This is a genomic window from Nocardioides sp. GXQ0305, from assembly GCF_050880345.1.
GTDB lineage: Bacteria > Actinomycetota > Actinomycetes > Propionibacteriales > Nocardioidaceae > Nocardioides.
On record NZ_JBNYXG010000001.1, the window covers coordinates 15467 to 38182 of the forward strand.

The 22716-nt window shown below is 72.8% G+C and carries 18 protein-coding genes; 10 read left to right on the forward strand and 8 right to left on the reverse strand.

Features of this window, described 5'->3' with window-relative positions; genetic code table 11:
• Window positions 1–36 precede the first annotated feature (36 nt).
• Window positions 37–1560, forward strand: coding sequence for a serine hydrolase domain-containing protein (locus tag ACQ1X7_RS00115; protein WP_432476111.1), 1524 nt, complete (start codon window positions 37–39; stop codon window positions 1558–1560).
• Window positions 1561–1655: 95 nt separating this feature from the next.
• Here ACQ1X7_RS00115 and ACQ1X7_RS00120 read toward each other — a convergent pair whose 3' ends face one another.
• From ACQ1X7_RS00120 to ACQ1X7_RS00130, 3 genes are all read right to left on the reverse strand, one after another.
• A complete protein-coding gene (locus ACQ1X7_RS00120) occupies window positions 1656–3965 on the reverse strand; it encodes an FUSC family protein (protein ID WP_432476112.1) in 2310 nt (769 codons plus the stop codon).
• 221 nt (window positions 3966–4186) lie between these two features.
• Window positions 4187–4390: a hypothetical protein gene (locus tag ACQ1X7_RS00125; RefSeq protein ID WP_432476113.1), complete on the reverse strand. Its 204-nt coding sequence runs from the start codon at window positions 4388–4390 to the stop codon at window positions 4187–4189.
• Window positions 4391–4492: 102 nt separating this feature from the next.
• Window positions 4493–7030 (reverse strand): DUF4118 domain-containing protein, encoded by a 2538-nt coding sequence (locus ACQ1X7_RS00130; protein WP_432476114.1) that lies wholly within the window; start codon window positions 7028–7030, stop codon window positions 4493–4495.
• A gap of 316 nt (window positions 7031–7346) precedes the next feature.
• Here ACQ1X7_RS00130 and ACQ1X7_RS00135 point away from each other — a divergent pair, with 316 nt between their 5' ends.
• The 7 genes from ACQ1X7_RS00135 (at window position 7347) to ACQ1X7_RS00165 (ending at window position 14706) form a co-directional block, all read left to right on the forward strand.
• A complete protein-coding gene (locus ACQ1X7_RS00135) occupies window positions 7347–7436 on the forward strand; it encodes a K(+)-transporting ATPase subunit F (protein ID WP_432476115.1) in 90 nt (29 codons plus the stop codon).
• Window positions 7436–9148, forward strand: coding sequence for a potassium-transporting ATPase subunit KdpA (gene kdpA, locus ACQ1X7_RS00140; RefSeq protein ID WP_432476116.1), 1713 nt, complete (start codon window positions 7436–7438; stop codon window positions 9146–9148). Before ACQ1X7_RS00135 ends, kdpA begins: the two co-directional genes overlap by 1 nt.
• Window positions 9149–9274: 126 nt before the next feature.
• Window positions 9275–11296, forward strand: a complete 2022-nt coding sequence (kdpB, locus tag ACQ1X7_RS00145) for a potassium-transporting ATPase subunit KdpB (protein ID WP_432477010.1) — start codon at window positions 9275–9277, stop codon at window positions 11294–11296.
• Window positions 11296–11865, forward strand: coding sequence for a K(+)-transporting ATPase subunit C (kdpC, locus tag ACQ1X7_RS00150; protein ID WP_432476117.1), 570 nt, complete (start codon window positions 11296–11298; stop codon window positions 11863–11865). Before kdpB ends, kdpC begins: the two co-directional genes overlap by 1 nt.
• 47 nt (window positions 11866–11912) lie before the next feature.
• On the forward strand, window positions 11913–12638 hold the full coding sequence (locus ACQ1X7_RS00155) for a response regulator (protein WP_432476118.1): 726 nt from the start codon (window positions 11913–11915) through the stop codon (window positions 12636–12638).
• An 84-nt stretch (window positions 12639–12722) separates the two neighbouring features.
• Complete coding sequence (locus tag ACQ1X7_RS00160; RefSeq protein ID WP_432476119.1) at window positions 12723–13493, forward strand: DUF4118 domain-containing protein; 771 nt, start codon at window positions 12723–12725, stop codon at window positions 13491–13493.
• A gap of 73 nt (window positions 13494–13566) precedes the next feature.
• Window positions 13567–14706 carry an epoxide hydrolase family protein gene (locus ACQ1X7_RS00165; RefSeq protein ID WP_432476120.1) on the forward strand — a complete coding sequence of 380 codons (1140 nt, stop codon included), beginning with the start codon at window positions 13567–13569 and terminating at the stop codon, window positions 14704–14706.
• Between the two features lie 24 nt (window positions 14707–14730).
• Here ACQ1X7_RS00165 and ACQ1X7_RS00170 read toward each other — a convergent pair whose 3' ends face one another.
• Window positions 14731–15666, reverse strand: coding sequence for a LysR family transcriptional regulator (locus tag ACQ1X7_RS00170; RefSeq protein WP_432476121.1), 936 nt, complete (start codon window positions 15664–15666; stop codon window positions 14731–14733).
• A gap of 89 nt (window positions 15667–15755) precedes the next feature.
• The gene (locus tag ACQ1X7_RS00175) at window positions 15756–17825 is read right to left on the reverse strand and encodes an MMPL family transporter (protein WP_432476122.1); all 2070 of its coding nucleotides are present in this window, start codon (window positions 17823–17825) and stop codon (window positions 15756–15758) included.
• 61 nt (window positions 17826–17886) lie between these two features.
• On the opposite strand from ACQ1X7_RS00175, the gene ACQ1X7_RS00180 reads away from it, so the two are divergent.
• Window positions 17887–18363 (forward strand): MarR family winged helix-turn-helix transcriptional regulator, encoded by a 477-nt coding sequence (locus ACQ1X7_RS00180; RefSeq protein ID WP_432476123.1) that lies wholly within the window; start codon window positions 17887–17889, stop codon window positions 18361–18363.
• Between the two features lie 13 nt (window positions 18364–18376).
• Here ACQ1X7_RS00180 and ACQ1X7_RS00185 read toward each other — a convergent pair whose 3' ends face one another.
• On the reverse strand, window positions 18377–19921 hold the full coding sequence (locus ACQ1X7_RS00185; RefSeq protein ID WP_432476124.1) for an MFS transporter: 1545 nt from the start codon (window positions 19919–19921) through the stop codon (window positions 18377–18379).
• Between the two features lie 90 nt (window positions 19922–20011).
• On the opposite strand from ACQ1X7_RS00185, the gene ACQ1X7_RS00190 reads away from it, so the two are divergent.
• Window positions 20012–20641, forward strand: a complete 630-nt coding sequence (locus ACQ1X7_RS00190; protein WP_432476125.1) for a TetR/AcrR family transcriptional regulator — start codon at window positions 20012–20014, stop codon at window positions 20639–20641.
• A 302-nt stretch (window positions 20642–20943) separates the two neighbouring features.
• Here the strand turns inward: ACQ1X7_RS00190 and ACQ1X7_RS00195 are convergent, their stop codons facing one another.
• Window positions 20944–21945, reverse strand: coding sequence for a quinone oxidoreductase family protein (locus tag ACQ1X7_RS00195; RefSeq protein ID WP_432476126.1), 1002 nt, complete (start codon window positions 21943–21945; stop codon window positions 20944–20946).
• Between the two features lie 19 nt (window positions 21946–21964).
• Window positions 21965–22630: a response regulator gene (locus tag ACQ1X7_RS00200; protein ID WP_432476127.1), complete on the reverse strand. Its 666-nt coding sequence runs from the start codon at window positions 22628–22630 to the stop codon at window positions 21965–21967.
• Window positions 22631–22716: the final 86 nt, after the last annotated feature.

Below are 22716 nucleotides of genomic sequence, written 5' to 3' on the forward strand. Positions count from 1 at the left end.
CGAGGGCCCGATCTCGCCGCCACGGAAGGAAGTCTCGTGAACGTACCGTCACCCCGCGCCCTTCTCCTGACCGCCGTGGTCATGGCGAACGTGCTCCTCGTGGGTGCGCCGGCCTCCGGTGCTGACGAGGTCGACCCCCGCGACGTCGAGCAAGCGGTCGCCGGCTACCTCGAGGAGTCAGGCGCGCCCGGGGCCGCAGTGGCGGTCACCCGGGGAACTCGCGTGCTCCACACCGCGGGCGTCGGCGTCGACGCGACGGGCAGGACGATGACCGCCGACACCCCAATGAGGATCGCGTCACTGTCCAAGTCCTTCACGGCGCTCGCCGTCATGCAGCTGGTCGATCGCGGTCTGGTCGGCCTCGACGACCCGGTGGTCGAACACCTCCCTGAGTTCACCCTCGACGACGAACGAGTCGGTGACATCACGGTGCGCGACCTCCTCAACCACAGCTCGGGCATGGCCGACGCTGCTTCGCCGGACGAGTACGCGTCTGGGCCGACGGACCTCGCCGCGGCCGTACGGCGGCTGCGAACGGCCTCCTTGGTCGCCGACCCGGGGACCGAGTGGAACTACCACAATCCGAACTACCACGTCGCCGCCCGACTGGTGGAGGTCGTCAGCGGGCAGGACTTCACCTCCTACCTCGATGACCGGGTCTTCGGTCCGGCCGGCATGACGTCCTCCACGAGCACCGCCACCACCAATGCGCCCGTGCCGGGCCTCACCGATGGACACACCTTCGCGTTCGGCCAGGCCGTGCCGGTCGACGGACCGGACTACTTCACCGCCGGCGCCGGTGGCGTGGTGAGCTCGGCCGAGGACATGGCGCGGTGGCTGGTCCTGCACACCAACGGTGGTCGAACCGCGTCAGGACGTCAGGTCGTCTCCACCGCCGCAATGGAGACGATGCATAGGGCACAGGAGCCGGACGGCGGCACCTACGGTCTCGGCTGGTACCACACCCCTGCGGACGACAACCGGGCCGAGCACATCTCGCACAGTGGTGGGGCGGCTGCGTTCAGTGGCTACCAGGTGCTGTACCCCACTGCGGGTGACGACTACGGAATCGTGGTCCTGCTCAACAGTGGCGCCAGCCTCACCGGCCCCACCCCGACCGACCCCGCACAGGAGATTGCCGACCTGCTGGGGGTGGACTCTCCTCCGGCGGACGACCCCTCGCGCGCCGTGGTCGTCGACGTGACGACCATCCTGGCGGGGCTGCTGGTCGCCGCGGCAGGGTGGTGCGGGCTCCGGCGTGCCCCGATCTGGGCGCGACGGCGACGCGGTCGCTCCCGATGGTGGTCCGCGGTCCGGCTGACGCCGTACCTGCTGGGCCTCGGGTTGGTGCTGGCCGTCCCACGCCTGCAGCTGCTCCTCCTGCAGCGCGACGCCCCCTGGCCGGTGCTCTTCTACGTCGCTCCGGTCGTGGTGGTCGTCCTCGCTGTGCTCGCCATGGTGTGCACCGTCGTGCCCGTGGCGCGCCTGACCCACCTTGCACGCGCCCGGCTGGCGAGCACGCACGAGCCGAGTCCTGACGCGCCCACACCGAGGAGCTGACCGCACGACCGAACCCCGGCCTCATGCCGGAGATCGACTGAGCAGCTCGACCGCGAGTGACGATCGGGCCGTCGTCGGCGGCGACGTTGTCGCGATCAGCGGTGCCGGGGCTCACGGAGCCGCACCGGTCCCCGCCCACGCGCGAGGGTGAGCCGTCGGACCTCGCGCGACGGCTCGACCAGCGGTCCCTGGTAGCGACGGATCGCGTCCAGGTAGTCGTGGGTCCAGATGAAGCGGGCCGCGGTGGCCACCCGTCCGACGTTGTCGCTGGACAGGTCCGGCCGGAGCGACTCCGCCAGCTCGGCGGGGTCGGCGTCGCTGTCCAGGGCCTCCGGGGGCGCCTGGTCGCTGACGAGGCTGCGAGCGAACGCGTCGAACCACTGGACCAGTCGCTGCGAAGCGTCTTCGACGACGCGCCGAGCGGCCGCCCGATCGGCAGGGACGGTCTCGCCGTGCAGCCACAGGTCGACGACCGCGTCGGCCGCCAGGCGGAGGCCGACGACACCGTTGACCAGACGCGTGACGCTCGCCAGAGACGAGGGCTTCGCGCCGCGCTCGGCGAGATAGGTGCGGTAGGCGTCGTCCAGTCGGCGGGAGGAGGCAGCGGCCACGCGCGCGTCCGCGTCGGGCGAGGCCGCCTCGCCGGCGCGGGCCGTCCCCTGCTCGCTGCACGCCATCCCGAAGGCGACCGAGGAGTCGAGCAGGCGGATGCTGTCGCCGTACGCCGTGGCGATCGCGCGTCCGAGCTCGGCCCCGGCCCCGCGCGGCCAGAAGAGGAGCCCGACGAGCAGGCTGACGGCGCACCCGAGGGCGACGTCCTCGATCCGCACCAGGCCGACCTCCCACCCGGCCGGCTGGATGAGGTTGAAGAGGATCATCACCAGGACGGTGAAGGCGGCCTGGCCGGCGGTGAACGAGACGGCCGCCGGCAGGAAGCCGGCCACCAGGATCGCGATCGGGAACAGCGACCAGAGCACGACCTCGTTGGTCCCGATGAGGTCGACCAGGACGCCTCCGACGACGAAGCCGGCCGCGGTGCCCACCAGGCCGCGGACGGCGTTCTGCCCGGTGCTCAGGGCGTTCGACCGCAGCACCGACAGCGTGCCGAGGACGACCCAGAACGCGTGCTGGATCCCCGAGGTGTTGGCGACGAACACCGCGAGGGCGAGACCGGTCGCGCCCCGCACGCTGTTCTGCAGCCACACCGAGCTCAGCCGCAGGTGGGCGGACCCGCGCTCGGCCGCGGCGGCCCAGCGCGTCGGGAGGCCGGCCGGCTGCCGGCCCAGGACGCGGTCGCTCCACGGCCTGCGCCACGCGGCCGAGGTGAGTGCGACGTTGCCGGCGAGCCGGGCCGTGCCGAAGGCGAGCTCCTGGGAGCGGAAGGTCGGCTCGAGGGCGGTGTAGGTGCGCTCGGCCGACGTGGGCCCGGTGTCGAGCGATCCCGGTGGCAGGATCCGGAGCTGCTGGTCGAGCTCGCCGATCGCCCCGTGCAGGACGTCGACCCGGGACTCGAGCTCACGCGACCCCCCTCCGGGGTCGAGCAGGACCCGGGAGGCCAGGTCGAGGACGTCGGCCGCGGCGAGCTTGACCGCTGTCACCTGAGGGGCGACGGGGTGCGCCACCGGGTTGGTCGGCCGCCCGTGCCGGACGACCTGGGCGAGCCACTCGACCTCGTCGACCAGCCGGACGACGGTCCGGTCCACGGCGCTGAGGCCCGTGGGGCGGTAGGGGGCGGCGAGGAACGTGGTCCGGAGCTCGGCGACCGCCGCCTCGGAGTCGGCAATGGTGCGTTCGCGCTCCTCGAGGGTGGGCGCCTCCCGCCCGCCGGCGGCGAACCCGACCTCGCTTCGGATCCGGTCGGCCAGCAACCGCATGCTGTGTGCCACCGGCGCGCGCAGCGGGTCGCTGGTCGGCGTCGGCCAGAGCACGGCCACGGCGACCAGGCACATCAGGGCCGCCAGTCCCCAGCCCGCGAGCCGCTCCGGGATCGCGCTCGCAGGCCCGGGCAGGCAGGCCGGGAGGATGTAGGCGAGCAGGAGCGCGGGCGCCGCGCCTGCGAGCACCGAGCTGACCACGCCCGCGAAGAGGATCGGCAGCCCCACGCACAGCATGCCGACCGCGGCCAGCCAGGGGTGCGCGGAGGTGAGCGTCCCGAGGCCGACGAGCACGAGCCCCGCGACCCCGAGGGCCACCTGTGCGGGCAACCGCTGCGACATCGGTCCGGTGAAGTCGGAGAGCACCAGCATGGCGAAGGAGCCGAACACCGCGAACAGCCCGACCCACTCGTTGCCGAGGACGTGGAACCCCAGGTAGAAGGCGACCGGCATCACGACGGCGGCACGGCCCGCCCGGCGCAGCGCCGAGAGGTTGCGGTCGTGCCGTCGAGCCCAGTCGAGCCACCTCATCACCCGCGATCCTGCCGCGCGCGATGCGACGTGCCCAGCCCTCAGGCGGCCCGGTCCCTGCACCGGCCGAGGTGGAGACCCCACCCGGCCGGGGGATGGCCAGGGCGGGGCCTCCAGCGGCGACGGTAAAGACCGATCATGAGAATCAAGCGTGACGCGCCTGAGATTTCCTGCCCGTGTCGTCGCGTCCTGGTCCCGTGCCGCGGTCGGCGCCGGGGGCCCTACGCCGGGCGCACCCGGTCGGCCGGGAAGGCGTCGAGGGAGGCGTGCCGATCGGGACCGGGGCTCCACCGGACGCTGGCCCACCACGTGAGGTCGCCGTGCTGGCGCCACTCACGGAGCGCACCGAGGTGCCAGGTTCCGTCCACCAGGACCTCGACGTCGGGTTGCTCGACACGGTAGGCGTGGGTCTGGACGTGGGTCATGGATCGTTGCCCCCCAAGGCAGGACTTCCGCCACGCCCCACGGCGCCACGGCCCCCTGTGTCCCCCGACCCTACGGGCGGCCGCGTGGAGAGCGGCACCTCCTCAGGGGTGGCTCACCACTCGGGGGCCCTGGACGGGGGACACCGCGTCCGTGGAGCTCCCGGCCGCCGGGAAGTCGAGCACGAAGGTGAGGCCGCCACCGGGGGTGTCCTCGGTCGCGATGGTGCCGCCCATCGCCTCGGTGAAGCCCCGGGCGACGGCGAGGCCGAGCCCGACACCGTCCTGCTGCGGTACGTCGCCCAGGCGCTGGAACGGCGCGAACAGCCGCTCCTGGTCGTGGTCGCGGACGCCCGGGCCGCTGTCGGCGATCCGGAGCGTGACCCGACCGTCCTGCCGGGCGGCGTCGATCCGGATGGCGGCCTCGCGCGGGGTGTACTTCAGCGCGTTCTCGCAGATGTTCGCCACCACGCGGTCCAGCAGCCCGGGGTCGGCCACGATCGCGAGGTCGGGCAGGACGTCGACCTGGACCCGGTCGGCTCCCTCGATCAGGTGCAGCGCGTTGTGCACCGCGTCGGCGAGCCCGACCTCGGTCGCCGACGCGGTGACCGACCCGGTGTGGATGCGGCTCATGTCGAGCAGGTTCTCGACCAGCCCGGTCAGCCGGGTGGTGCCCTCGTCGATGGTCTCGAGCAGCTCGGCCCGGTCCTCGGCCGACCACTCGACCTCGTCGGAGCGGAGGCTGTCGACCGCCGCCCGCACCGCCGCCAGCGGCGAGCGCAGGTCGTGCGACACCGCCGCGAGGAGGGCGGTCCGGGTGCGGTCGGCGTCGGCGAGGCGGTGCCGCTCCATGTCGGCCACGATCGCCGAGCGCCGCTCGGTGATCACCTTGGCGTACGCCGCGTACGCCTTGAGCAGCCGCCGCTGCGACGGGGTCGGGTGGGCTGCGGCGAGCAGCAGCACCGTGTCGTCGTCGACCTCGACGCTGCACGGGGTGGCGGACGGGGGCGGGGTGCCGTGGCTCTCCACGACCTCCTCGGTGCCGTCGGGCAGCCGCCGCACGATCGCTGCGCCGGTGGCCCCGAAGAGCTCCGAGGCCGAGCCCAGCAGCCCGGCGAGGTCGTCGCTGGTGTTGAGCAGGCTGTGGGACAGCACGGTCAGTGCGTCGGCCTCGGCGCGCGCCTTCCGGGCGCGGTCGGTCACCCGGGCCGCCCGGTCGACGACCGTGGCGACCGCGATCCCGACCACCACGAAGAGCACGATCGTCAGCGCGTTCTCGGGGTCGGAGATGGTCCACGTGTAGAGCGGTGGCGTGAAGAGGAAGTTGAGGAGCAGGCTGCTCAGCACCGCCGCGATCACCGCCGGCCACAGTCCACCGATCATCGCGGTGGCGACCACCAGGACCATCAGCACCATGGCCTCGGTCGGTAGGCTGTCGGCGTCGGCGGCCAGCCACAGCAGCAGGCTGACCACCACCGGCGCCAGGACGCCGAACGCGTAGCCGGCGAGCAGCCGTCGACGGCCGAGGTGCTCGCCGGAGGGACGCTGCTTGCCGGCGCGACGGCCGGCGTAGTCGTGGGTGACCATGAGGACGTCGATCTCGCCGGAGCCCGCGACGACCCGCTCGCCGACCCCCGGGCGGAGCAGCGTCGAGACCCGGCCGCGGCGGCTGGCGCCGATGATGACCTGGCTGGCGTTCTCTGCGCGCGCGAAGTCCAGGATCGCCTCGGCCGCGTCGTCGCCGACCACGGTGTGGAAGCTGCCGCCGAGCTGCTCGGTCTTGGCCCGCAGGTCGGCCAGCCGGTCGGGGGCCACGCCCTGGAGCCCGTCGTCCCGGGTGACGTAGAGCGCGCTCCACTCGCCGCCGGCCCGGCGGCTGGCGATGCGCGCCGCGCGCCGCATCAGCGTGTCCGACTCCGGACCTCCGCTGACCGGGACCACGACCCGGTCCCGGGTCGCCCAGGTCGAGTCGATGTCGTGGTCGGCGCGGTAGCGCTCCAGCCCCTCGTCCACCCGGTCGGCCACCCAGAGCAGGGCCAGCTCGCGCAGCGCGGTCAGGTTGCCCTCGCGGAAGTAGTTCGCCAGGGCGGCGTCGACCTTCTCGGGCTTGTAGATGTTCCCGTGCACCATCCGCCGGCGCAGCGCCTGCGGGCTCATGTCGACCAGCTCGATCTGGTCCGCCGCCCGCACCACCTCGTCCGGCACGGTCTCCCGCTGGCGTACGCCGGTGATCGCCTCGGTGACGTCGTTGAGCGACTCGAGGTGTTGGATGTTGACGGTCGTGATGACCTCGATGCCCGCCTCGAGGATCTCCTCGACGTCCTGCCACCGCTTGGTGTTGCGGCTGCCCGGCACGTTGGTGTGCGCGAGCTCGTCCACCAGCACCGCGGCGGGCCTGCGTGTCAGCACGGCGGCGAGGTCCATCTCCTCCAGCTCCACCCCGCGGTGGCTCACCGTCGCGCGCGGCAGCACCTCGAGGCCCTCGAGCAGCGCGGCGGTGTGCGGCCGGCCGTGGGTCTCGACGTACCCCACCACGACGTCGGCGCCGCGCCCGCACCGGCGCCGGGCCTCCTCGAGCATCTGGTAGGTCTTGCCGACCCCCGGAGCCGCGCCGAGGTAGATGCGCAGCTTCCCGCGTGCCATGGCTCAGGTGTAGCGCGCCGGAGGCCCGACGACCAAGCCGCTTAGCGGTTACTTAGCGGGTCGTTCCGGGCCGCTCGCTAAGCACCCGCTAAGAGCGCCGTCCCCGCTGCTAAGAGGCCGTCATCCCGCTTGAAGCGGGCTCCCACCGGCCGCAGCGTGGTCGTCGGGCGCACGCACGGTGCGACCCACCCTGCACGTGACGAGGAGTTCCCCGCATGGCTGATCTGGTCTTCGTGGCCATCCTGCTCGCCTTCTTCGGGCTGGCCTGGCTGTACGTGCTCGGCTGCGACCGCATCGTCGGCCGGGAGGACCGGTCATGAGCTGGGAGAACGCCGTCGCCCTGGCCGTCGCCGTCCCGGTCGCCGTCTACCTGGTGATCGCGCTGCTGCTTCCCGAGAGGTTCTGATGTCGGCCGCCAGCTGGCTCCAGCTCGGAGCCATGATCGCGGTGGTGCTCGTCACCGCCCCCCTGCTCGGTCGCTACATGGCGGCCGTGTACAGCGGCGAGAAGGTGGTCGGCGACCGGGTCTTCGTCCCCGTCGAGCGGGCCATCTACCGGGTGTGCCGCGTCGACTCCGACAAGGAGCAGCGCTGGACGGTCTACGCGTTCTCGCTGCTCGCCTTCAGCCTGGTGTCGTTCCTCGCGCTGTACCTGGTCCAGCGACTCCAGCACCTGCTGCCGCTCAACCCCACCGACATGCCGGCGGTCCCGGAGAACGTCGCGTTCAACGCCGCGGTCAGCTTCATGACCAACACCAACTGGCAGGCGTACGCCGGTGAGGCCACGATGAGCCACCTCACGCAGATGGTCGGCCTCACCGTCCAGAACTTCGTCTCCGCGGCCGCCGGCATGGCCGTCATGGCCGCGCTGATCCGCGGCCTGGCGCGCCGCCGCGCCTCCACCGTCGGGAACTTCTGGGTCGACCTCACCCGGGGCACGTTGCGGATCCTGCTGCCCCTGGCGTTCGTCGTGGCGCTGGTCCTGGTCAGCCAGGGCGTCATCCAGAACCTCGCCGGCTTCCAGACCGTGGAGACCCTGCAGGGCGGCAGTCAGGCGATCCCCGGCGGCCCGGCCGCCAGCCAGGTCGCGATCAAGCAGCTCGGCACCAACGGCGGCGGGTTCTTCGACATGAACTCCGCCCACCCGATGGAGAACGCGACGGCCCTGAGCAACTTCGTCCAGTCGTGGGCGATCGTGATCATCCCGTTCGCGCTGGCGTTCACCTTCGGTCGCATGGTGGGTGACCGCCGCCAGGGCCGGGCGGTGTTCGCGATCATGGGCGTGATCCTGCTCGGCATGTCCCTGATCGCCATGTTCGCGGAGGGCGCCGGCAACCCGCGGCTGGACGCGATGGGGGTCGACCAGTCCGTCTCGGCCGACGGCGCGGGCGGCGGCTACTTCGAGGGCAAGGAGACCCGGTTCGGCACCGCGGCCTCGGGCATGTGGGCGGCCTTCACGACCGGTACGTCGAACGGGTCGGTCAACTCGATGCACGACAGCTCCACCCCGCTCGGCGGCGGCGTCGCGCTGCTCCACATGCTGCTCGGTGAGGTCAGCCCCGGGGGGGTCGGTGTCGGGCTGAACGGGCTGCTGGTCATGGTGATCCTGTCGGTGTTCATCGCCGGCCTCATGGTCGGTCGGACCCCCGAGTACCTCGGCAAGAAGATCCAGGCGCCCGAGATCAAGCTCGTCGTCCTCTACCTGATGGCGATGCCGGTCGCCGTGCTCGGCTTCACCGCCGCGTCGGCCGTCCTCGACGGCGCACTCGCGTCACGGGCGAACACCGGGGCCCACGGACTCTCGGAGATCCTGTACTCCTACGCCTCCACCGGCAACAACAACGGGTCGGCGTTCGCCGGGCTCACCGCGAACACCGACTGGTACACGACCACGCACGGCCTGGCCATGCTGATGGGCCGGTTCCTGCTGATCATCCCGGTCCTGGCGATCGCCGGGTCCCTGGCCCGCAAGCAGAGCGTGCCCGCCGGCGCCGGCACCTTCCCCACCCACACCCCCTTGTTCGGAGGACTGGTGGTGGGCGTGGTGCTCGTCGTCGCGGGCCTCACGTTCCTCCCGGTCCTGGCCCTCGGCCCCGTCCTCGAGCAGCTCTCCCTCTAGGAGTCACCAGCGATGTCACAGTCCACCCACCAGGCGCCCCGCGACGCCGGGGACCCCGCGGCCGCGGAGGTGCTCAGGCCGGTCGGCACCAGTGCCCGCGACCGACACCCGCTGCCGCGGCGTTCGATGTGGGACGCCACCATCGTCCGGGCGGCGCTCGTCGAGAGCCTCCGCAAGCTGCACCCGCGGGTGCAGGCCGGCAACCCCGTGATGTTCGTGGTGCTCGTGGGCAGCGTCCTCACCACGGTCCTGTTCCTGGCCCAGGCCGGTGGCGCCTCCGCGGCGCAGAACGTGTTCGCCGCGCTGGTCAGCGCCTTCCTCTGGTTCACCGTGCTGTTCGCGAACTTCGCGGAGGCCATGGCCGAGGGCCGGGGCAAGGCCCAGGCGGCCACCCTGCGCCAGGCACGGACGCAGACCACGGCGCTACGGCGTACGGACGCCGGGGACCTCGAGGAGGTGCCCGCCACCGACCTGCACGTGGGCGACCTGTGCGTCGTCGAGGCCGGCCAGGTGGTCCCCGGGGACGGCGACGTCGTCGAGGGCATCGCGACCGTCGACGAGTCGGCGATCACCGGGGAGTCGGCGCCCGTGATCCGCGAGTCGGGCGGCGACCGCTCCGCGGTGACCGGCGGCACCCGCGTGCTCTCCGACCGGATCGTCGTCCGCATCACCGCGAAGCCGGGCGAGACGTTCCTGGACCGGATGATCTCGCTGGTCGAGGGGGCCGAGCGGCAGAAGACCCCCAACGAGATCGCGCTCAACATCCTGCTCGCGGGGCTCACGATCGTGTTCCTGCTGGCGGTGGTGACCCTCCAGCCGTTCGCGATCTACTCCGGCGCGGAGCAGAACGTCATCGTCCTGGTGGCGTTGCTGGTGTGCCTGATCCCGACCACGATCGGCGCGCTGCTGTCCGCGATCGGGATCGCCGGCATGGACCGGATGGTCCAGCACAACGTGCTGGCGATGTCGGGGCGCGCGGTGGAGGCATCGGGCGACGTCACGACCCTGCTGCTCGACAAGACCGGCACCATCACGCTGGGCAACCGCCAGGCCACCGAGCTGCTCCCGCTCCCCGGCGTCGACGTCGAGCGCCTCGCCGAGGCCGCGATGGTCACCAGCGCCGCTGACGAGACCCCGGAGGGCCGGTCGATCGTCGAGCACGCCGCGCGTGAGCACGGTGTCGCCACCCAGCAGCCGGACGGCGAGCTGGTTCCCTTCAGCGCGCAGACCCGGATGAGCGGGATCGACCTCGACGGTCGCAGCCTCCGCAAGGGCGCCGTCGACGCCGTGATCCGCTGGGTCGAGGAGTGCGGCGGCCAGGTGCCGGACTCGCTGCACGAGATCGCCGACGCGATCTCCACCCGAGGGGGGACGCCGCTGGCGGTCGCGGAGACCCATGACGGCGTGGCCCGGGTGCTGGGCGTCGTCCACCTCAAGGACGTGGTCAAGGACGGCATGCGGGAACGGTTCGACCAGCTGCGCCAGATAGGCATCCGCACCGTGATGATCACCGGCGACAACCCGCTCACGGCACAGGCGATCGCGGACGAGGCCGGCGTCGACGACTTCCTCGCCGAAGCAACGCCCGAGGACAAGATGGCCCTGATCCGGCGCGAGCAGGCCGCTGGGGCGCTGGTCGCCATGACCGGCGACGGGACCAACGACGCGCCGGCGCTCGCCCAGGCCGACGTCGGGGTCGCGATGAACACCGGCACCCAGGCCGCCAAGGAGGCCGGGAACATGGTCGACCTCGACTCCGACCCGACCAAGCTCATCGAGATCGTCGAGATCGGCAAGCAGCTGCTGGTCACCCGCGGGGCGCTGACCACGTTCTCGGTCGCCAACGACGTGGCCAAGTACTTCGCGATCATCCCCGCGATGTTTGCGGGGGCGCTGCCGGTGCTGGACCAGCTCAACATCATGGGCCTGGCCACCCCACGGTCCGCGATCCTCTCCGCAGTCATCTTCAACGCGCTCGTCATCATCGCCCTGATCCCGTTGGCCCTCCGCGGCGTCCGGGTCCGGGCCGCGGGCGCGGCGGAGATGCTGCGCCGCAACCTGCTGGTCTACGGCCTCGGCGGCCTGGTCGCCCCTTTCCTCGGCATCAAGCTCATCGATCTCGTCATCTCGTTCCTGGGGGTGTCCTGATGCGTCGCCAGCTCCCCGCAGCCCTCGGCATGGTGCTGCTGTTCACCCTGATCACCGGGGTGGCCTACCCGCTGCTGGTCACCGGCATCGCCCAGGTCGCCTTCCGCGACCAGGCGAACGGCTCGCTCGTCGAGCGTGACGGCGAGGTCGTCGGCTCAACGCTGCTCGCCCAGGAGTTCACCGGCGCCGAGTACTTCCACCCACGGCCCTCGGCCGTCGCCTACGACGCCCGGGACAGCGGCGGCGCCAACCTCGGACCGACCAACCCGGACCTGCTGGCGGCCGTCGAGGAGTACGCCGTCGCCTACCGTGAGGAGAACGGGCTGCCCGCCGACAGTGAGGTGCCGGTCGACGCGGTGACCATGTCGGCGTCCGGCCTCGACCCCGACATCTCGGTCGCCAACGCCGGGCTCCAGGCTCCCCGCGTGGCCGAGGCCCGCGGCCTGTCGACCGGGCAGGTCCTCGCGCTGGTGGAGGAGCACACCACCGGGCGCGGCCTCGGATTCCTGGGCGAGGGCGGGGTCGACGTGCTGGAGCTGAACGTCGCGCTCGACGAGCTGTCCCGGTGACCGCGCGGGTAGCATCGGGTCGGCCACCACACCCCGAGGGAGCGGACATGGGATCGGCTCCTCCTGACCCTCCTCGCGAGGGAGCCCGGGTGCTGGTCGTCGACGACGACGCCCGGCTGCGGAAGACCCTCGAGCTCAACCTCCGCGCCCGCGGCTACACCGCCGACCTCGCCGGGACGGGGGAGGCGGCCCTGCAGCTCGCCGCGTCCCACCACCCCGACGTGGTCCTCCTCGACCTCGGGCTGCCGGGCATGGACGGGCTGGACGTGATCACCGGCATCCGCGGCTGGTCGAGCGTGCCGATCGTCGTGCTCTCGGGCCGCGACACGGAGTCGATGAAGGTCCGGGCGCTCGACCTCGGCGCCGACGACTACCTCACCAAGCCCTTCGGGATGGACGAGCTGTTCGCGCGGCTGCGGGCGGCCACCCGCCGCGCGGTGGTGCCGGAGGGGGACCCGGTCGTCAGCACACCGGACTTCACCATCGACTTCGCGGCCAAGCGGGTGCTCCGGGACGGCGAACCGGTGCGGCTCACCCCACGGCAGTGGCACATCGTCGAGGTCCTGGTCCGCAACCGGGGCCGTTTGGTGAGCTACGAGCAGCTGCTCCACGACGTGTGGGGTCCGGCGTACCGCACCGAGACCAACTACCTGCGGGTCTTCATGACCCAGATCCGGCAGCGCCTCGAGCCCGAGCCCTCCCGTCCCCGCTACTTCGTGACCGAGCCCGGCATGGGCTACCGGTTCCAGGTCCCCGAGCCCGACGACCGCTAAGAAGGCGCTCGTTCCGTGAGGTCCGGCCGTTAACAAGGTGCAAAGGGCCTTGAAGCGTCGGGCGTCGCGGAGCCAGATGGAGGCATGGAGACCTCGCGGCGCAACGCCCTGGTGATGGGCGCGGCCCTCACCGGTCCGCTGCTCCTCTGCGCCGTCCTGGTCGCGGTGCGCGACGTCGTCGACAACACCAACGCCGCGCTGGTCCTGGTGCTGGTGGTCGTGGCCGTGGCCGCAGCCGGACACCGTCCGAGCGGCCTCGTCGCCGCGCTGTCGAGCGCGGTCTGGTTCGACTTCTTCCTCACCGAGCCCTACTACCGGTTCTCCATCGCCGGTCGCGAGGACGTCGAGACCGCCGTGCTGCTCACCCTGGTGGGCCTCGCGGTCGCCGAGATCGCGTCGTGGGGGCGGCGCCAGCAGGCGCGGTCCAGCAGCCGCGAGGGATACCTCGACGGCCTCGTGTCCTCCGCCCGGATGGCCGCCACCGGGGACACGACCTCCGCGGCGCTGGCCACCTTCGTGTGCGATCAGGTCGTCGCCGTCCTCGGTGTCGACGGCTGCCGCTTCCGGCCCGGGGGTCCCGGGTCCGGACCCCGGCTCAACCACGACGGGTCGGTCACCCGCGACGGCCACCCGATCGACGTCGATCGCAGCGGGTTCCCGGTGAACGACGTCACCGAGCTGGTGGTGGAGCACCAGGGCACGGTCGTGGGGTGCTTCGTGCTGACGGCGGCGACCCAGGTGGCCCGGCCCGGCCTCGAGCAACGGCTGGTCGCCGTCACCCTGGCCGAGCACGCCGCGTCCGCGCTCGCCGCCGCCCAGCGCGCCGGTGACCTCCCGCAGCGGGACGTGCCCTAGCCACAACCAGGAGTTGTTGGACCGGCGGACCGCCGGCAGCCGAGGGTGGACCCACCCACCGAAGGAGAGCACCATGTCCGTCGAGCACCTCGACATCGACATCCCCGCCACGGTCCTGGACGACCTGCGCGACCGGCTGCGCGGCACCCGGTGGCCCGACGAGGTGACCCCCGGCAGCTGGGAGCAGGGCACCGACCTGACGTGGCTGCGCGGCGTGGTCGAGCGCTGGGCCGACGGCTACGACTGGCCGACGGTCCAGGCTCGGCTCAACGAGCGCGACCACCGGATGGTGCGCGTCGACGACCGGCCGGCGGTCCACGTCGTGCTGGAGCGGGCCGAGGTCGAGGGGGCGCTGCCGCTGGTGCTGCTCCACGGGTGGCCGAGCTCGTTCGTGCAGATGCTGCCGATCGCACCCCTGCTCGCGCGCCCGTCCGAGCACGGGGCGGACCCCGCCGACGCCTTCGACGTGGTGGTCCTGTCGTTGCCGGGCTACGGCTTCTCGGAGCGCCCGGCCGAGCCGGGCTGGGACGTCACCCGCATCGCCGACCTGGTCGTCGAGGTGATGGCCGAGCTGGGTCACGAGCGGTTCGCGGCGCGCGGCAGTGATCTCGGTGCCGGCGTCCTGCAACAGCTGGCGCTGGCGCGACCCGACCTGCTGGTCGGACTGCACCTGTCGGGGACCAACCCCTACCTCGGCTGGGTCCCCGAGGACCTCAGCGACGCCGAGCGGGAGTTCGTGGCCGCTGCGCAGGACTGGAACCAGCGCGAGATGGCCTACGCGATGGAGCACTCCTCCAAGCCGCAGACCCTCGCCTACGGCCTCAACGACTCACCGGCAGGTCTGGCGGCCTGGGTGCTCGAGAAGTTCCGGACCTGGAGCGACTGCGGTGGCGACCTGGCCTCGGTCTACGACCTCGACGACCTGCTGACCAACCTCACCGTCTACTGGGTGACGGGGACGATCGGCTCGTCCATGCGCCTGTACTGGGAGACGGTCCGGTCGACCAGCGCGGCGTACGGCCGGGTGGAGGTGCCGACCGGCATGGCGATGTCCGGCGCGGACATGTTCCCCACGCCGCGGGAGTGGGTCGAGCGCTCCTACGCGGTGGCGGCCTGGACCGACCTGCCGCGCGGCGGGCACTTCCTGGAGTGGGAGGTGCCCGAACTGGTGGCGGCCGACGTCCGCACGTTCTTCCGCGACCGCCGCGGATGACCCGTCGCGGCTGGGGCACGTCTCCTAGGCCGGCCGGCGGTCCGCGGGCTCCGCGCCCACGCCGTCCCGGCCGACCACCACCGCGAGGTCGACGAAGCCCCGGACCGCCGCGCGGTCGTCGTCGCGCCGGCGTACGGCGGAGAACACGACCTCGGGGAGGTCCGGGACCGGGACGTAGGCGACGCCGTACAGGCGACCCGGGTAGGTCGTGGCCAGGTGGTCGGGGACGGTCAGGAACAGCTGCTCCAGCGAGATCGCCCACAGCAGCTCCTTCAGGGAGCCCGCAGGCTCGCCCCGACGCTCGGGCTCGGTCCCGTTGCGCTCCGAGATCAGCGTGAAGAAGCCCTCCCAGCCGGGGTCGATGCCGTCGCGCCGGGGTCGGGCCGGCAGGTCCAGGACGTCAGCGGTCAGCAGGTGGCGCGCGTCGGCAGGGCTCGCGGCAGCCGACACGACCACGAGCCGTGGCTCGCTGAACAGCGGGGTGACCACCAGCCGCTCGTCGTCGCAGGGACCATGGAGGAGAGCGACGTCGACGGCGCCGTCGAGCAGTGCGGCCGGCACCTCGTGGGGCTGGATCCGGCCGACGGCGACCCGCACCTCAGGGTGGGCGGCGCGGAAGCCCTGGATCAGCGGCCAGGTCCGTTCGCCCAGCCCGTCGAGGAGCAGGCCGACGTGGAGCACGTCGTCGGCGTACGGCCGCGGATCCACGACGTCGACCAGCTCGTCGGCGGCGTCCAGGATGCGGCGGGCGGCGGCGACCAGCCTCGCACCGGCCGGCGTGGTGGAGCACCCCCGCGGACGGCGTACGACGAGAGCGGTCCCGAGCCGCCGCTCCAGCTGGGCGAGGGCACTGGAGACGGCCTGCTGGCTGACGTAGCAGCGGGTGGCGGCACGCGTGAAACTGCCCTCGTCGGCCACTGCCACGAGATAGCGCAGCTCACGCAGCTCGATCGGCGACACGACGGCCCCTCGTCACCGTCGGGCGGGCGGTCGGTCCACCCGCGGCATTCTCGTCGCGGGCACCGGAGGTGTCCACGCCCCTGCGGTGGTCACGACCGGGCCGCCGCGACCGACGGCGTGGTCGAGGTGTCCTCTGCCGGGCCGGCCGGGGTGATCCTGCGCGGCCACCAGAACCGCTCGCCCAGCCAGAAGGTCAGCGCCGGCACCAGCACGGTCCGCACCAGCAGGGTGTCCAGCAGGACGCCGACGCAGATCACGATGCCGAGCTGGGCCAGCACCACGAGCGGGAGGACGCCGAGCACGGCGAACACCGCGGCGAGCAGGATGCCGGCACTGGTGATCACGCCGCCGGTGGCGGTCAGGCCGCGCAGCATCCCCTCGCGCGCACCGTGCTCCTGCGACTCCTGCAGTGCGCGGGTGACCAGGAAGATGTTGTAGTCGACGCCCAGGGCGACCAGGAAGAGGAAGGCCAGGAGCGGCACCCCGACGTCCATGGCCGCGAAGTCGAAGACGCCCGTGTAGATCCACCACGCGGCGCCGAGCGCGGCGAAGAACGTCCCGACCACGGTGGCGACGAGCAGGACCGGGGCCAGCAGCGAGCGCAGCAGCAGCACCAGACCGACGAGCACCAGCCCCAGGATGAGGGGGATCAGCAGGGCCCGGTCGCGTGCGGCGGCGTCGGCGGCGTCGAGCGCCTGGGCCTCGCTGCCGCCCACCCAGGTGTCGTCGTACGACGCCAGGGAGGACCGCAGGTCGACCACGGCCTCCTCGGCGCGGTCGCTGCCCGAGGTGGCGTCCAGGACGACGTCGATCCGGGCCAGGCCGTCGTCGCTGGGCCCGGCGCTGGCCGAGGCGACCCCCGGGGACTGCTTCGCCGCCGCGAGGACGTCGCCCGGGTCGTCCCGGGTGAGCACCACCGTGGGGTCGACGCTGCCCGCCGGGTAGGACCGGGCGAGACGGTCGGCGGCGGCGATCGACTCCGGGGTGTCGAGGAACTGCTCGGACTCCGAGAGGCCCTGGCGGACCTGGGTCAGGCCGCTGGCCAGCGCGGCCAGGACGAGGACCGCGGCGCCGGCGAACACGACCGGGCGGGTGGCCACCCGGTCGCCCAGGCGGCGCCAGGGCGAGCGGGTCGAGTCGACCAGCGCGGGCTGGCCGACGCGGGGCACGAGGGGCCAGAACACCCAGCGGCCGAACGGGACGAGGGCGCACGGGAGCACCACCAGCGCGAAGGTCGCGGCGATGACCACTCCCACCGCGCACGCCAGGCCGAGCCCGCGCGTGGTCGGCACCACGGAGAGCAGCAGCGTGAGCAGGCCGAGCACCACGGTGGTCGAGCTGGCGAGCACCGCCTCGGCGGTGCCGCGGACGGCGGACGCCATGGCGACGTACCGGTCGCGGTGACGACGCAGCTCGTCCCGGTAGCGGCTGATCAGCAGCAGGGCGTAGTCGGTGCCCGCACCGAAGACCAGAACGCTGAGGATCCCGACCGTCGACTCGTCCCACGCGATGTCGAACCACGCCAGGGTGTGGGTGGCGGCGACGGCGGCGAGCTGGTCGGCGACCCCCACGACTGTGAGCGGGACCAGCCACAGGAAAGGACTGCGGTAGGTGACGATCAGCAGTACGGCGACCACGGCGGCCGTGGCCGCGAGCAGGGTGAGGTCGGCCCCGTCGAACACCGCGGCGAGGTCGGCGTCGATCGCCGCCGGCCCGGTGACCTGGCCGCTGACGCCGTCGGGCAGCTGCTCGTCGAGCGACGCGCGCAGGTCGGTCACCTCCTCCGCCACCGCGGTCGCGCCGGTCGCTGCGATGGGGACCACCCCCAGCGCGGCGGTGCCGTCCTCGCTCGGGCGCAGCTCGGCCGGCATCCCGGGCGGGGTGTCCGCCAGGTCGGCGTACACCTCGTTCAGCCGCTGGAGCGTCGAGCGGTCGAGGGTGCCGGAGTCGGCCGTGACCAGCACCAGCGCGACGGACCCCTCTCCCTCGGGCAGCTGGTCCTCCAGCTCGGCGACGGTCGTGGAGTCGTAGCCGTCGGGCAGCGAGTCGGTGACCTGCGGTTCACGTTCCGCCTCGCCGACCAGGCCGATCAGCGCACCCGATCCGAGCAGGGCCACCAGCGCGACGAGGACGGCGACGGAGGGACGGAGCCGGGACATGGGCACTCCTTCGGGATACGCTGGGTGTCTCAGGAAGTGAGTAAGCAACTTAACTAAGTTGGTGAGGGAAATCCAGCCCGAGCAGGAGCGGCTGACCACGGACGACGTCGAGGGCGCGATGGGCACCTCGACGTTGCGGCTGCTGCGCGGGCTGCTGGACGTCGCCCAGCAGAGCGGGGTGGCGGTCGCTCGCAAGGCGTCCCTGACCCACACCGAGCTCAGCGCCCTCGAGCAGCTCACCCGGGCCGACCACGGACCCGGTGAGCTCGCCCGCCACCTCGGCGTCACCTCCGCCGCCGCGTCCGGGATCGTGGACCGGCTGGTGGCGCGCGGCCACGTCGAACGCCGCCCGCACGAGGCCGACCGCCGGCGCACCCAGGTCGCGCTCACCGACTCCGGCCGCGCCGAGGTCCTCGGCCACCTGATGCCGATGTTCACCGCGCTCGACGAGCTCGACCGCAGCCTCACCCCCGACGAGCGCGCGGTCGTCGACCGCTACCTGGCCGGCGCGATCGACGCCATCACCCGGGTCCTCTGACCCGATGGCCCCGTCAGCCGGCGGCCAGCCCGACCCGGTCCACTGCCGGGTCCTCCTCGCGGCGGGGTGGCACGAAGCCGTTCCCCGGCAGGGCCACGAGCGAGAAGGCCGCGCCGACCAGGCACAGGAGGCCGATCACCACGCAGGCCGTTCCCAGGCCGGCCATGAACGCCTCCTCCATCGCAGCGGTCACCCCCGGGACCTGGGCGCCGATCGCGTCGGCCACCCCCACGGAGTCCTCGGCCGCGACCAGCTGGGAGGACGGCAGGCTGCCCTCGAGCAGCTCGACCAGCCGGGCGCCGTACACCGACGAGAACAGCGACCCCACCACCGCGACCCCGAGCGTGCCGCCGAGCTCCCGCGTGGCGTCGTTGACCGCCGAGCCGACCCCGGCCCGCGCCGGGGGCAGCACCTGCATGATCGACTCGGTCGCCGGCGTCGAGATCAACCCCAGGCCGGTTCCCATCAGGAGCATCTGCCCGACGATGACGGACGCGTACGGCGCGTCGATCTCCATCGCGGAGATCCACAGGAACGCGCTGCCCAGCAGCGCCATCCCGGCCGTGACCACGAGCTTGGTGCCGATCCTCGGCGCGAGCACGCCGCCGAGGATCGACGAGAGCGCGATGCTGGCGGCCACCGGCAGGATCCGCAGCCCGGTCTCCAATGCGTCGTAGTCACGGACGAACTGGAAGAACTGGGTGATCAGGAAGATGAAGCCGAACAGGGCGAAGAAGCTGATCGTGACCGCGGTGGCGGCGGCCGAGAACCTCCGGTCGCGGAACAGCGACACGTCGAGCATCGGGTGCTCCGCCGACCGCTCCACCCGCAGGAACACTCCGAGCAGCACGATGCTCGCCGCGAAGCCGACGACGGTCTGGGTTCCGGCCCAGCCGGCCTCGGGGGCCTCGATGATGGTCCACGTCAGCACGCCGAGCAGGGCCACGGAGACGAGCAGTCCGGGGCGGTCCAGCGGTGGGACGCCGGGGTCGCGCGACTCCGGGACGAAGGCCAGGGCCATCGCCAGCGCCACGGCCGCGACGGGCACCATCGCCCAGAACACGCTCTGCCACGCGAAGTGCTGGAGCAGCCAGCCGCCCGCCACCGGACCCGCCGCCACACCGATGCCCGTGGCCGCGCCCCAGATGCCGAGGGCCGCGGCCCGCTGCCTCCGGTCCGGATAGGCGTTCGCGATCACGGACAGCGTGGTCGGGAAGATCACCGCGGCGCACACGCCGGCTGCGAACCGCGTCGCGACCAGTGCGCCCGAGGTGTCGACGAGCGCGGCTGCGAGGCTGGCGAGCCCGAACCCGAGCAGACCCAGGACCAGGGCGGGTCGGCGTCCGAACCGGTCCGAGAGGCTGCCCGCGGCCAGCACCAGGGCCGCGAACGACAGGTTGTAGCCGTCCACGATCCAGAGCAGGTCACGGGTGCCCGCGTCGAGATCGCGGGCGAGGGTCGGCAGGGCGATGTTGACGATCGTGGTGTTCAGGTTGATGGCGAGCACGGCGACGCAGACCGTGGCGAGGATCGCGGACCTCGAGCGGACGAGTGGCATGTGGGGCTCCGGCACGGCGAGATGTGGACGTTGTCAACATCACGGTGGCACCGAATGTGGCCACTGTCAACACTGGGATACCCTGCCGGCGTGAGTCCCTCCTCCGGCACCTCCTACCACCACGGCAACCTGCGGGCCGCCCTGGTCGAGACCGGGTTCACGATGGCCCGTGAGTCCGGCCCTGACGGCGTCGCGCTGCGTGAGGTCGCCCGCCGGGTGGGCGTGTCGCACAACGCGGCGTACCGCCACTTCGCCGACCGGGAGCAGCTGCTCGGGGAGATTGCGGAGCAGGCGATGGACGCGCTGACCCGGGCCATGCAGACCCGGGTCGACGCCGTGCCGCACGACCAGGGCACCGTCGCGCGTGCCCGGGCGCGGCTGCGGGAGACCGGTCGGGCCTACGTCGAGTTCGCGCTGGCCGAGCCCGGCCTGTTCGCCGTCGCCTTCGCGAGCAAGGCCGACGCCGGTGGGGCCGACGGCCTCGGGCCGCCCACCGACCAGGGTCCCTACGGCCTGCTCAACGACGTGCTCGACGAGCTGGTGGACGTCGGGTACGTCCACCCGGACGAGCGACCCGGGAGCGAGGTCGTCTGCTGGGCGGCCGTGCACGGGTTCGCCGAGCTGTGCCTGAACGGTCCGCTGGGTGCCGCGCCGGCTGCGGCCCGGGACGGCGCCCTCGACCGCCTGCTCGTGACCATCGACCGGGGGCTCGGGACCTGACGGTCGAGGGACGGCGGTGTGACGACTCCTCGGCCCTCACCCACCGCACCCCGACCGCATCGATCACTCCCCCACGGTGATCGGTGTGGACGCGGACGGGTCGGGACGGGACGGCCCCTCGTCCACCCGCCCTCGCCGGCCCGCCATGAGCCACCTGCGCGCGGGCGGCGACCGGTGTGGCGAGAGCGACGCTAGGGCGGAGGCGGTGTGGCTGCGTGGGTCAGCACCTGTACGACAGCTGAACACTCGATGAAGCCGCGACACTGCCCGCTGCGTCGACGGAGGAGACGTGCTGGCGGCTGCTACGAGGTCGGCCATCTGCTGTCGGGCATGGTGACCACGACGTTGCCGACCTTGCGGCCGGTGTCGACGTAGGCGTAGGCCTCCCGCAGCTCCTCGAAGGGGTAGGTGCGGTCGACCACGGGACGGAACGCGCCCCGCGTCATGAGCTCTCGCAGGTGGCCCGCGAGGGCGGCGTTCCCCCGGGGGAGCGGGAAGCACACGTGGCGCCGACGGAGCGCCCTGCCCAGGGGACCGGCGGCGGCGAGCGCGACGTTCTGGCCGCCGCGGCCCAGGTCGGAGGAGACGTAGCAGCCGCCGGAGCGGAGCAGCGGGCGAGCGGTGGCGAAGGAGGTGTGCCCGGTCGCGTCGAGCACCGCGTCGAAACCGCTCGCGGCGTCGTCCAGCCTGCCACCGCTCGACAGGTCGATGACGGTGGCGGCGCCCAGCCGAACGAGCAGGTCGGGGTCGGGAGGGGGTCGGTCGCACACGGCCGTCACCTCGACCCCTTCGGCGTGGAGCAGCTGGACGGCGGCGGTCCCGATGCCGCCGGTGGCGCCGTGCACGAGCGCCCGTTGCCCCCGGCCCAGCCCGGTCACGCGCAGGAACGCATGGGCGTAGTGCGCGCCCTCCATGCCCGGCGCCGCGTCGGCGGGTGCCCAGCCCTCCGGCACGAGCGCGACCAGGCCGTCCGCCGGGACGGCGACCAGCTCGGCGTGGGCGCCGGGCCGGCCGTCGACGAACCCGAAGACCCGGTCGCCCACGGCGTACGACGTGACGTCGTCGGCCACGTCGACCACGACGCCGGCGTACTCGGATCCGAGCACGGGCACGCGGGGCCGCGGCCACCCGCAGAACGCCCGGTTGATCCGGGGGTGACCGGACCGGTAGGCGCAGTCGGTGCGGTTGACCGTCGTCGCGAGCACCCGCACCAGGAGCTCACCGGCACCGGGGACCGGTGCCGGGACGTCCTCGAACCGGACGACCTCGGGGCCGCCGTACTCCCTCCTGACTGCTGCCCGCACCGGACCAGTATCGCGTCGGTCAGCGGGCCTCGAGGAAGGCGAGCACCGCGAGCACCCGCCGGTGGTCACTGCTCGAGTCGGGCAGGTCGAGCTTGCCGAGGAGGCTCCCGATGTGCTTCTCCACCGTCCCCTCGGTCACCCAGAGCTGGGCTGCGATGCCGGCGTTGGACCGGCCCTCTGCCATCAGCGCCAGCACCTCGCGCTCCCGGTCGCTGAGGGCCGCGAGCGGGTCGTGCCGACGCTGGGACCCGACGAGCTCCTGCACCAGGGCCGGATCGACGACCGAGCCGCCGCCGGCGACCCGGCCCAGGGTGTCGACGAAGTCGTCGACGTCCAGGACCCGGCTCTTCAGCAGGTAGCCGATGCCCTGGCCGCTGGCCAGCAGGGTCATCGCGTGCTCGACCTCCACGTGGCCCGACAGGACCAGGATGGCGACCGCGGGGTGCTCCTCCCGGATCGTCCTCGCCGCGTCCAGGCCCTCGGTGCCGTGGCTCGGCGGCATCCGGATGTCGGTGACGACCAGGTCGGGGAGGTGCTCCCGGACCAGCGCCAGCAGCTCGCTGCCGTCACCCGCCTGACCCACGACCTCGAAGTGCGGGCGGGCCAGCAGCCGCGCCAGCCCCTCGCGGAGCAGGACGTCGTCGTCAGCGAGGACCACCCGCACGGGTCCCCCCGGGTCCGGCATGGGCAGCAGTATGCCCGCGGACCAGCTGCCCCGGCGAGTCCGGCGACTGCGAAACCGGCCGGTCTCGCTCCGTTGCCACTGCGAAA

What these genes read in the sequence shown, in the direction of transcription:
- ACQ1X7_RS00165 (WP_432476120.1), top strand. Translation starts at nt 13,567, where the DNA reads ATGTCCGTCGAGCACCTCGACATCGACATCCCCGCCACGGTCCTGGAC.
- ACQ1X7_RS00175 (WP_432476122.1), bottom strand. Translation starts at nt 17,825, where the DNA reads ATGTCCCGGCTCCGTCCCTCCGTCGCCGTCCTCGTCGCGCTGGTGGCC.
- ACQ1X7_RS00120 (WP_432476112.1), bottom strand. Translation starts at nt 3,965, where the DNA reads ATGAGGTGGCTCGACTGGGCTCGACGGCACGACCGCAACCTCTCGGCG.
- ACQ1X7_RS00125 (WP_432476113.1), bottom strand. Translation starts at nt 4,390, where the DNA reads ATGACCCACGTCCAGACCCACGCCTACCGTGTCGAGCAACCCGACGTC.
- kdpA (WP_432476116.1), top strand. Translation starts at nt 7,436, where the DNA reads ATGTCGGCCGCCAGCTGGCTCCAGCTCGGAGCCATGATCGCGGTGGTG.
- ACQ1X7_RS00185 (WP_432476124.1), bottom strand. Translation starts at nt 19,921, where the DNA reads ATGCCACTCGTCCGCTCGAGGTCCGCGATCCTCGCCACGGTCTGCGTC.
- kdpB (WP_432477010.1), top strand. Translation starts at nt 9,275, where the DNA reads ATGTGGGACGCCACCATCGTCCGGGCGGCGCTCGTCGAGAGCCTCCGC.
- ACQ1X7_RS00200 (WP_432476127.1), bottom strand. Translation starts at nt 22,630, where the DNA reads ATGCCGGACCCGGGGGGACCCGTGCGGGTGGTCCTCGCTGACGACGAC.
- ACQ1X7_RS00160 (WP_432476119.1), top strand. Translation starts at nt 12,723, where the DNA reads ATGGAGACCTCGCGGCGCAACGCCCTGGTGATGGGCGCGGCCCTCACC.
- kdpC (WP_432476117.1), top strand. Translation starts at nt 11,296, where the DNA reads ATGCGTCGCCAGCTCCCCGCAGCCCTCGGCATGGTGCTGCTGTTCACC.
- ACQ1X7_RS00155 (WP_432476118.1), top strand. Translation starts at nt 11,913, where the DNA reads ATGGGATCGGCTCCTCCTGACCCTCCTCGCGAGGGAGCCCGGGTGCTG.
- ACQ1X7_RS00135 (WP_432476115.1), top strand. Translation starts at nt 7,347, where the DNA reads ATGAGCTGGGAGAACGCCGTCGCCCTGGCCGTCGCCGTCCCGGTCGCC.
- ACQ1X7_RS00130 (WP_432476114.1), bottom strand. Translation starts at nt 7,030, where the DNA reads ATGGCACGCGGGAAGCTGCGCATCTACCTCGGCGCGGCTCCGGGGGTC.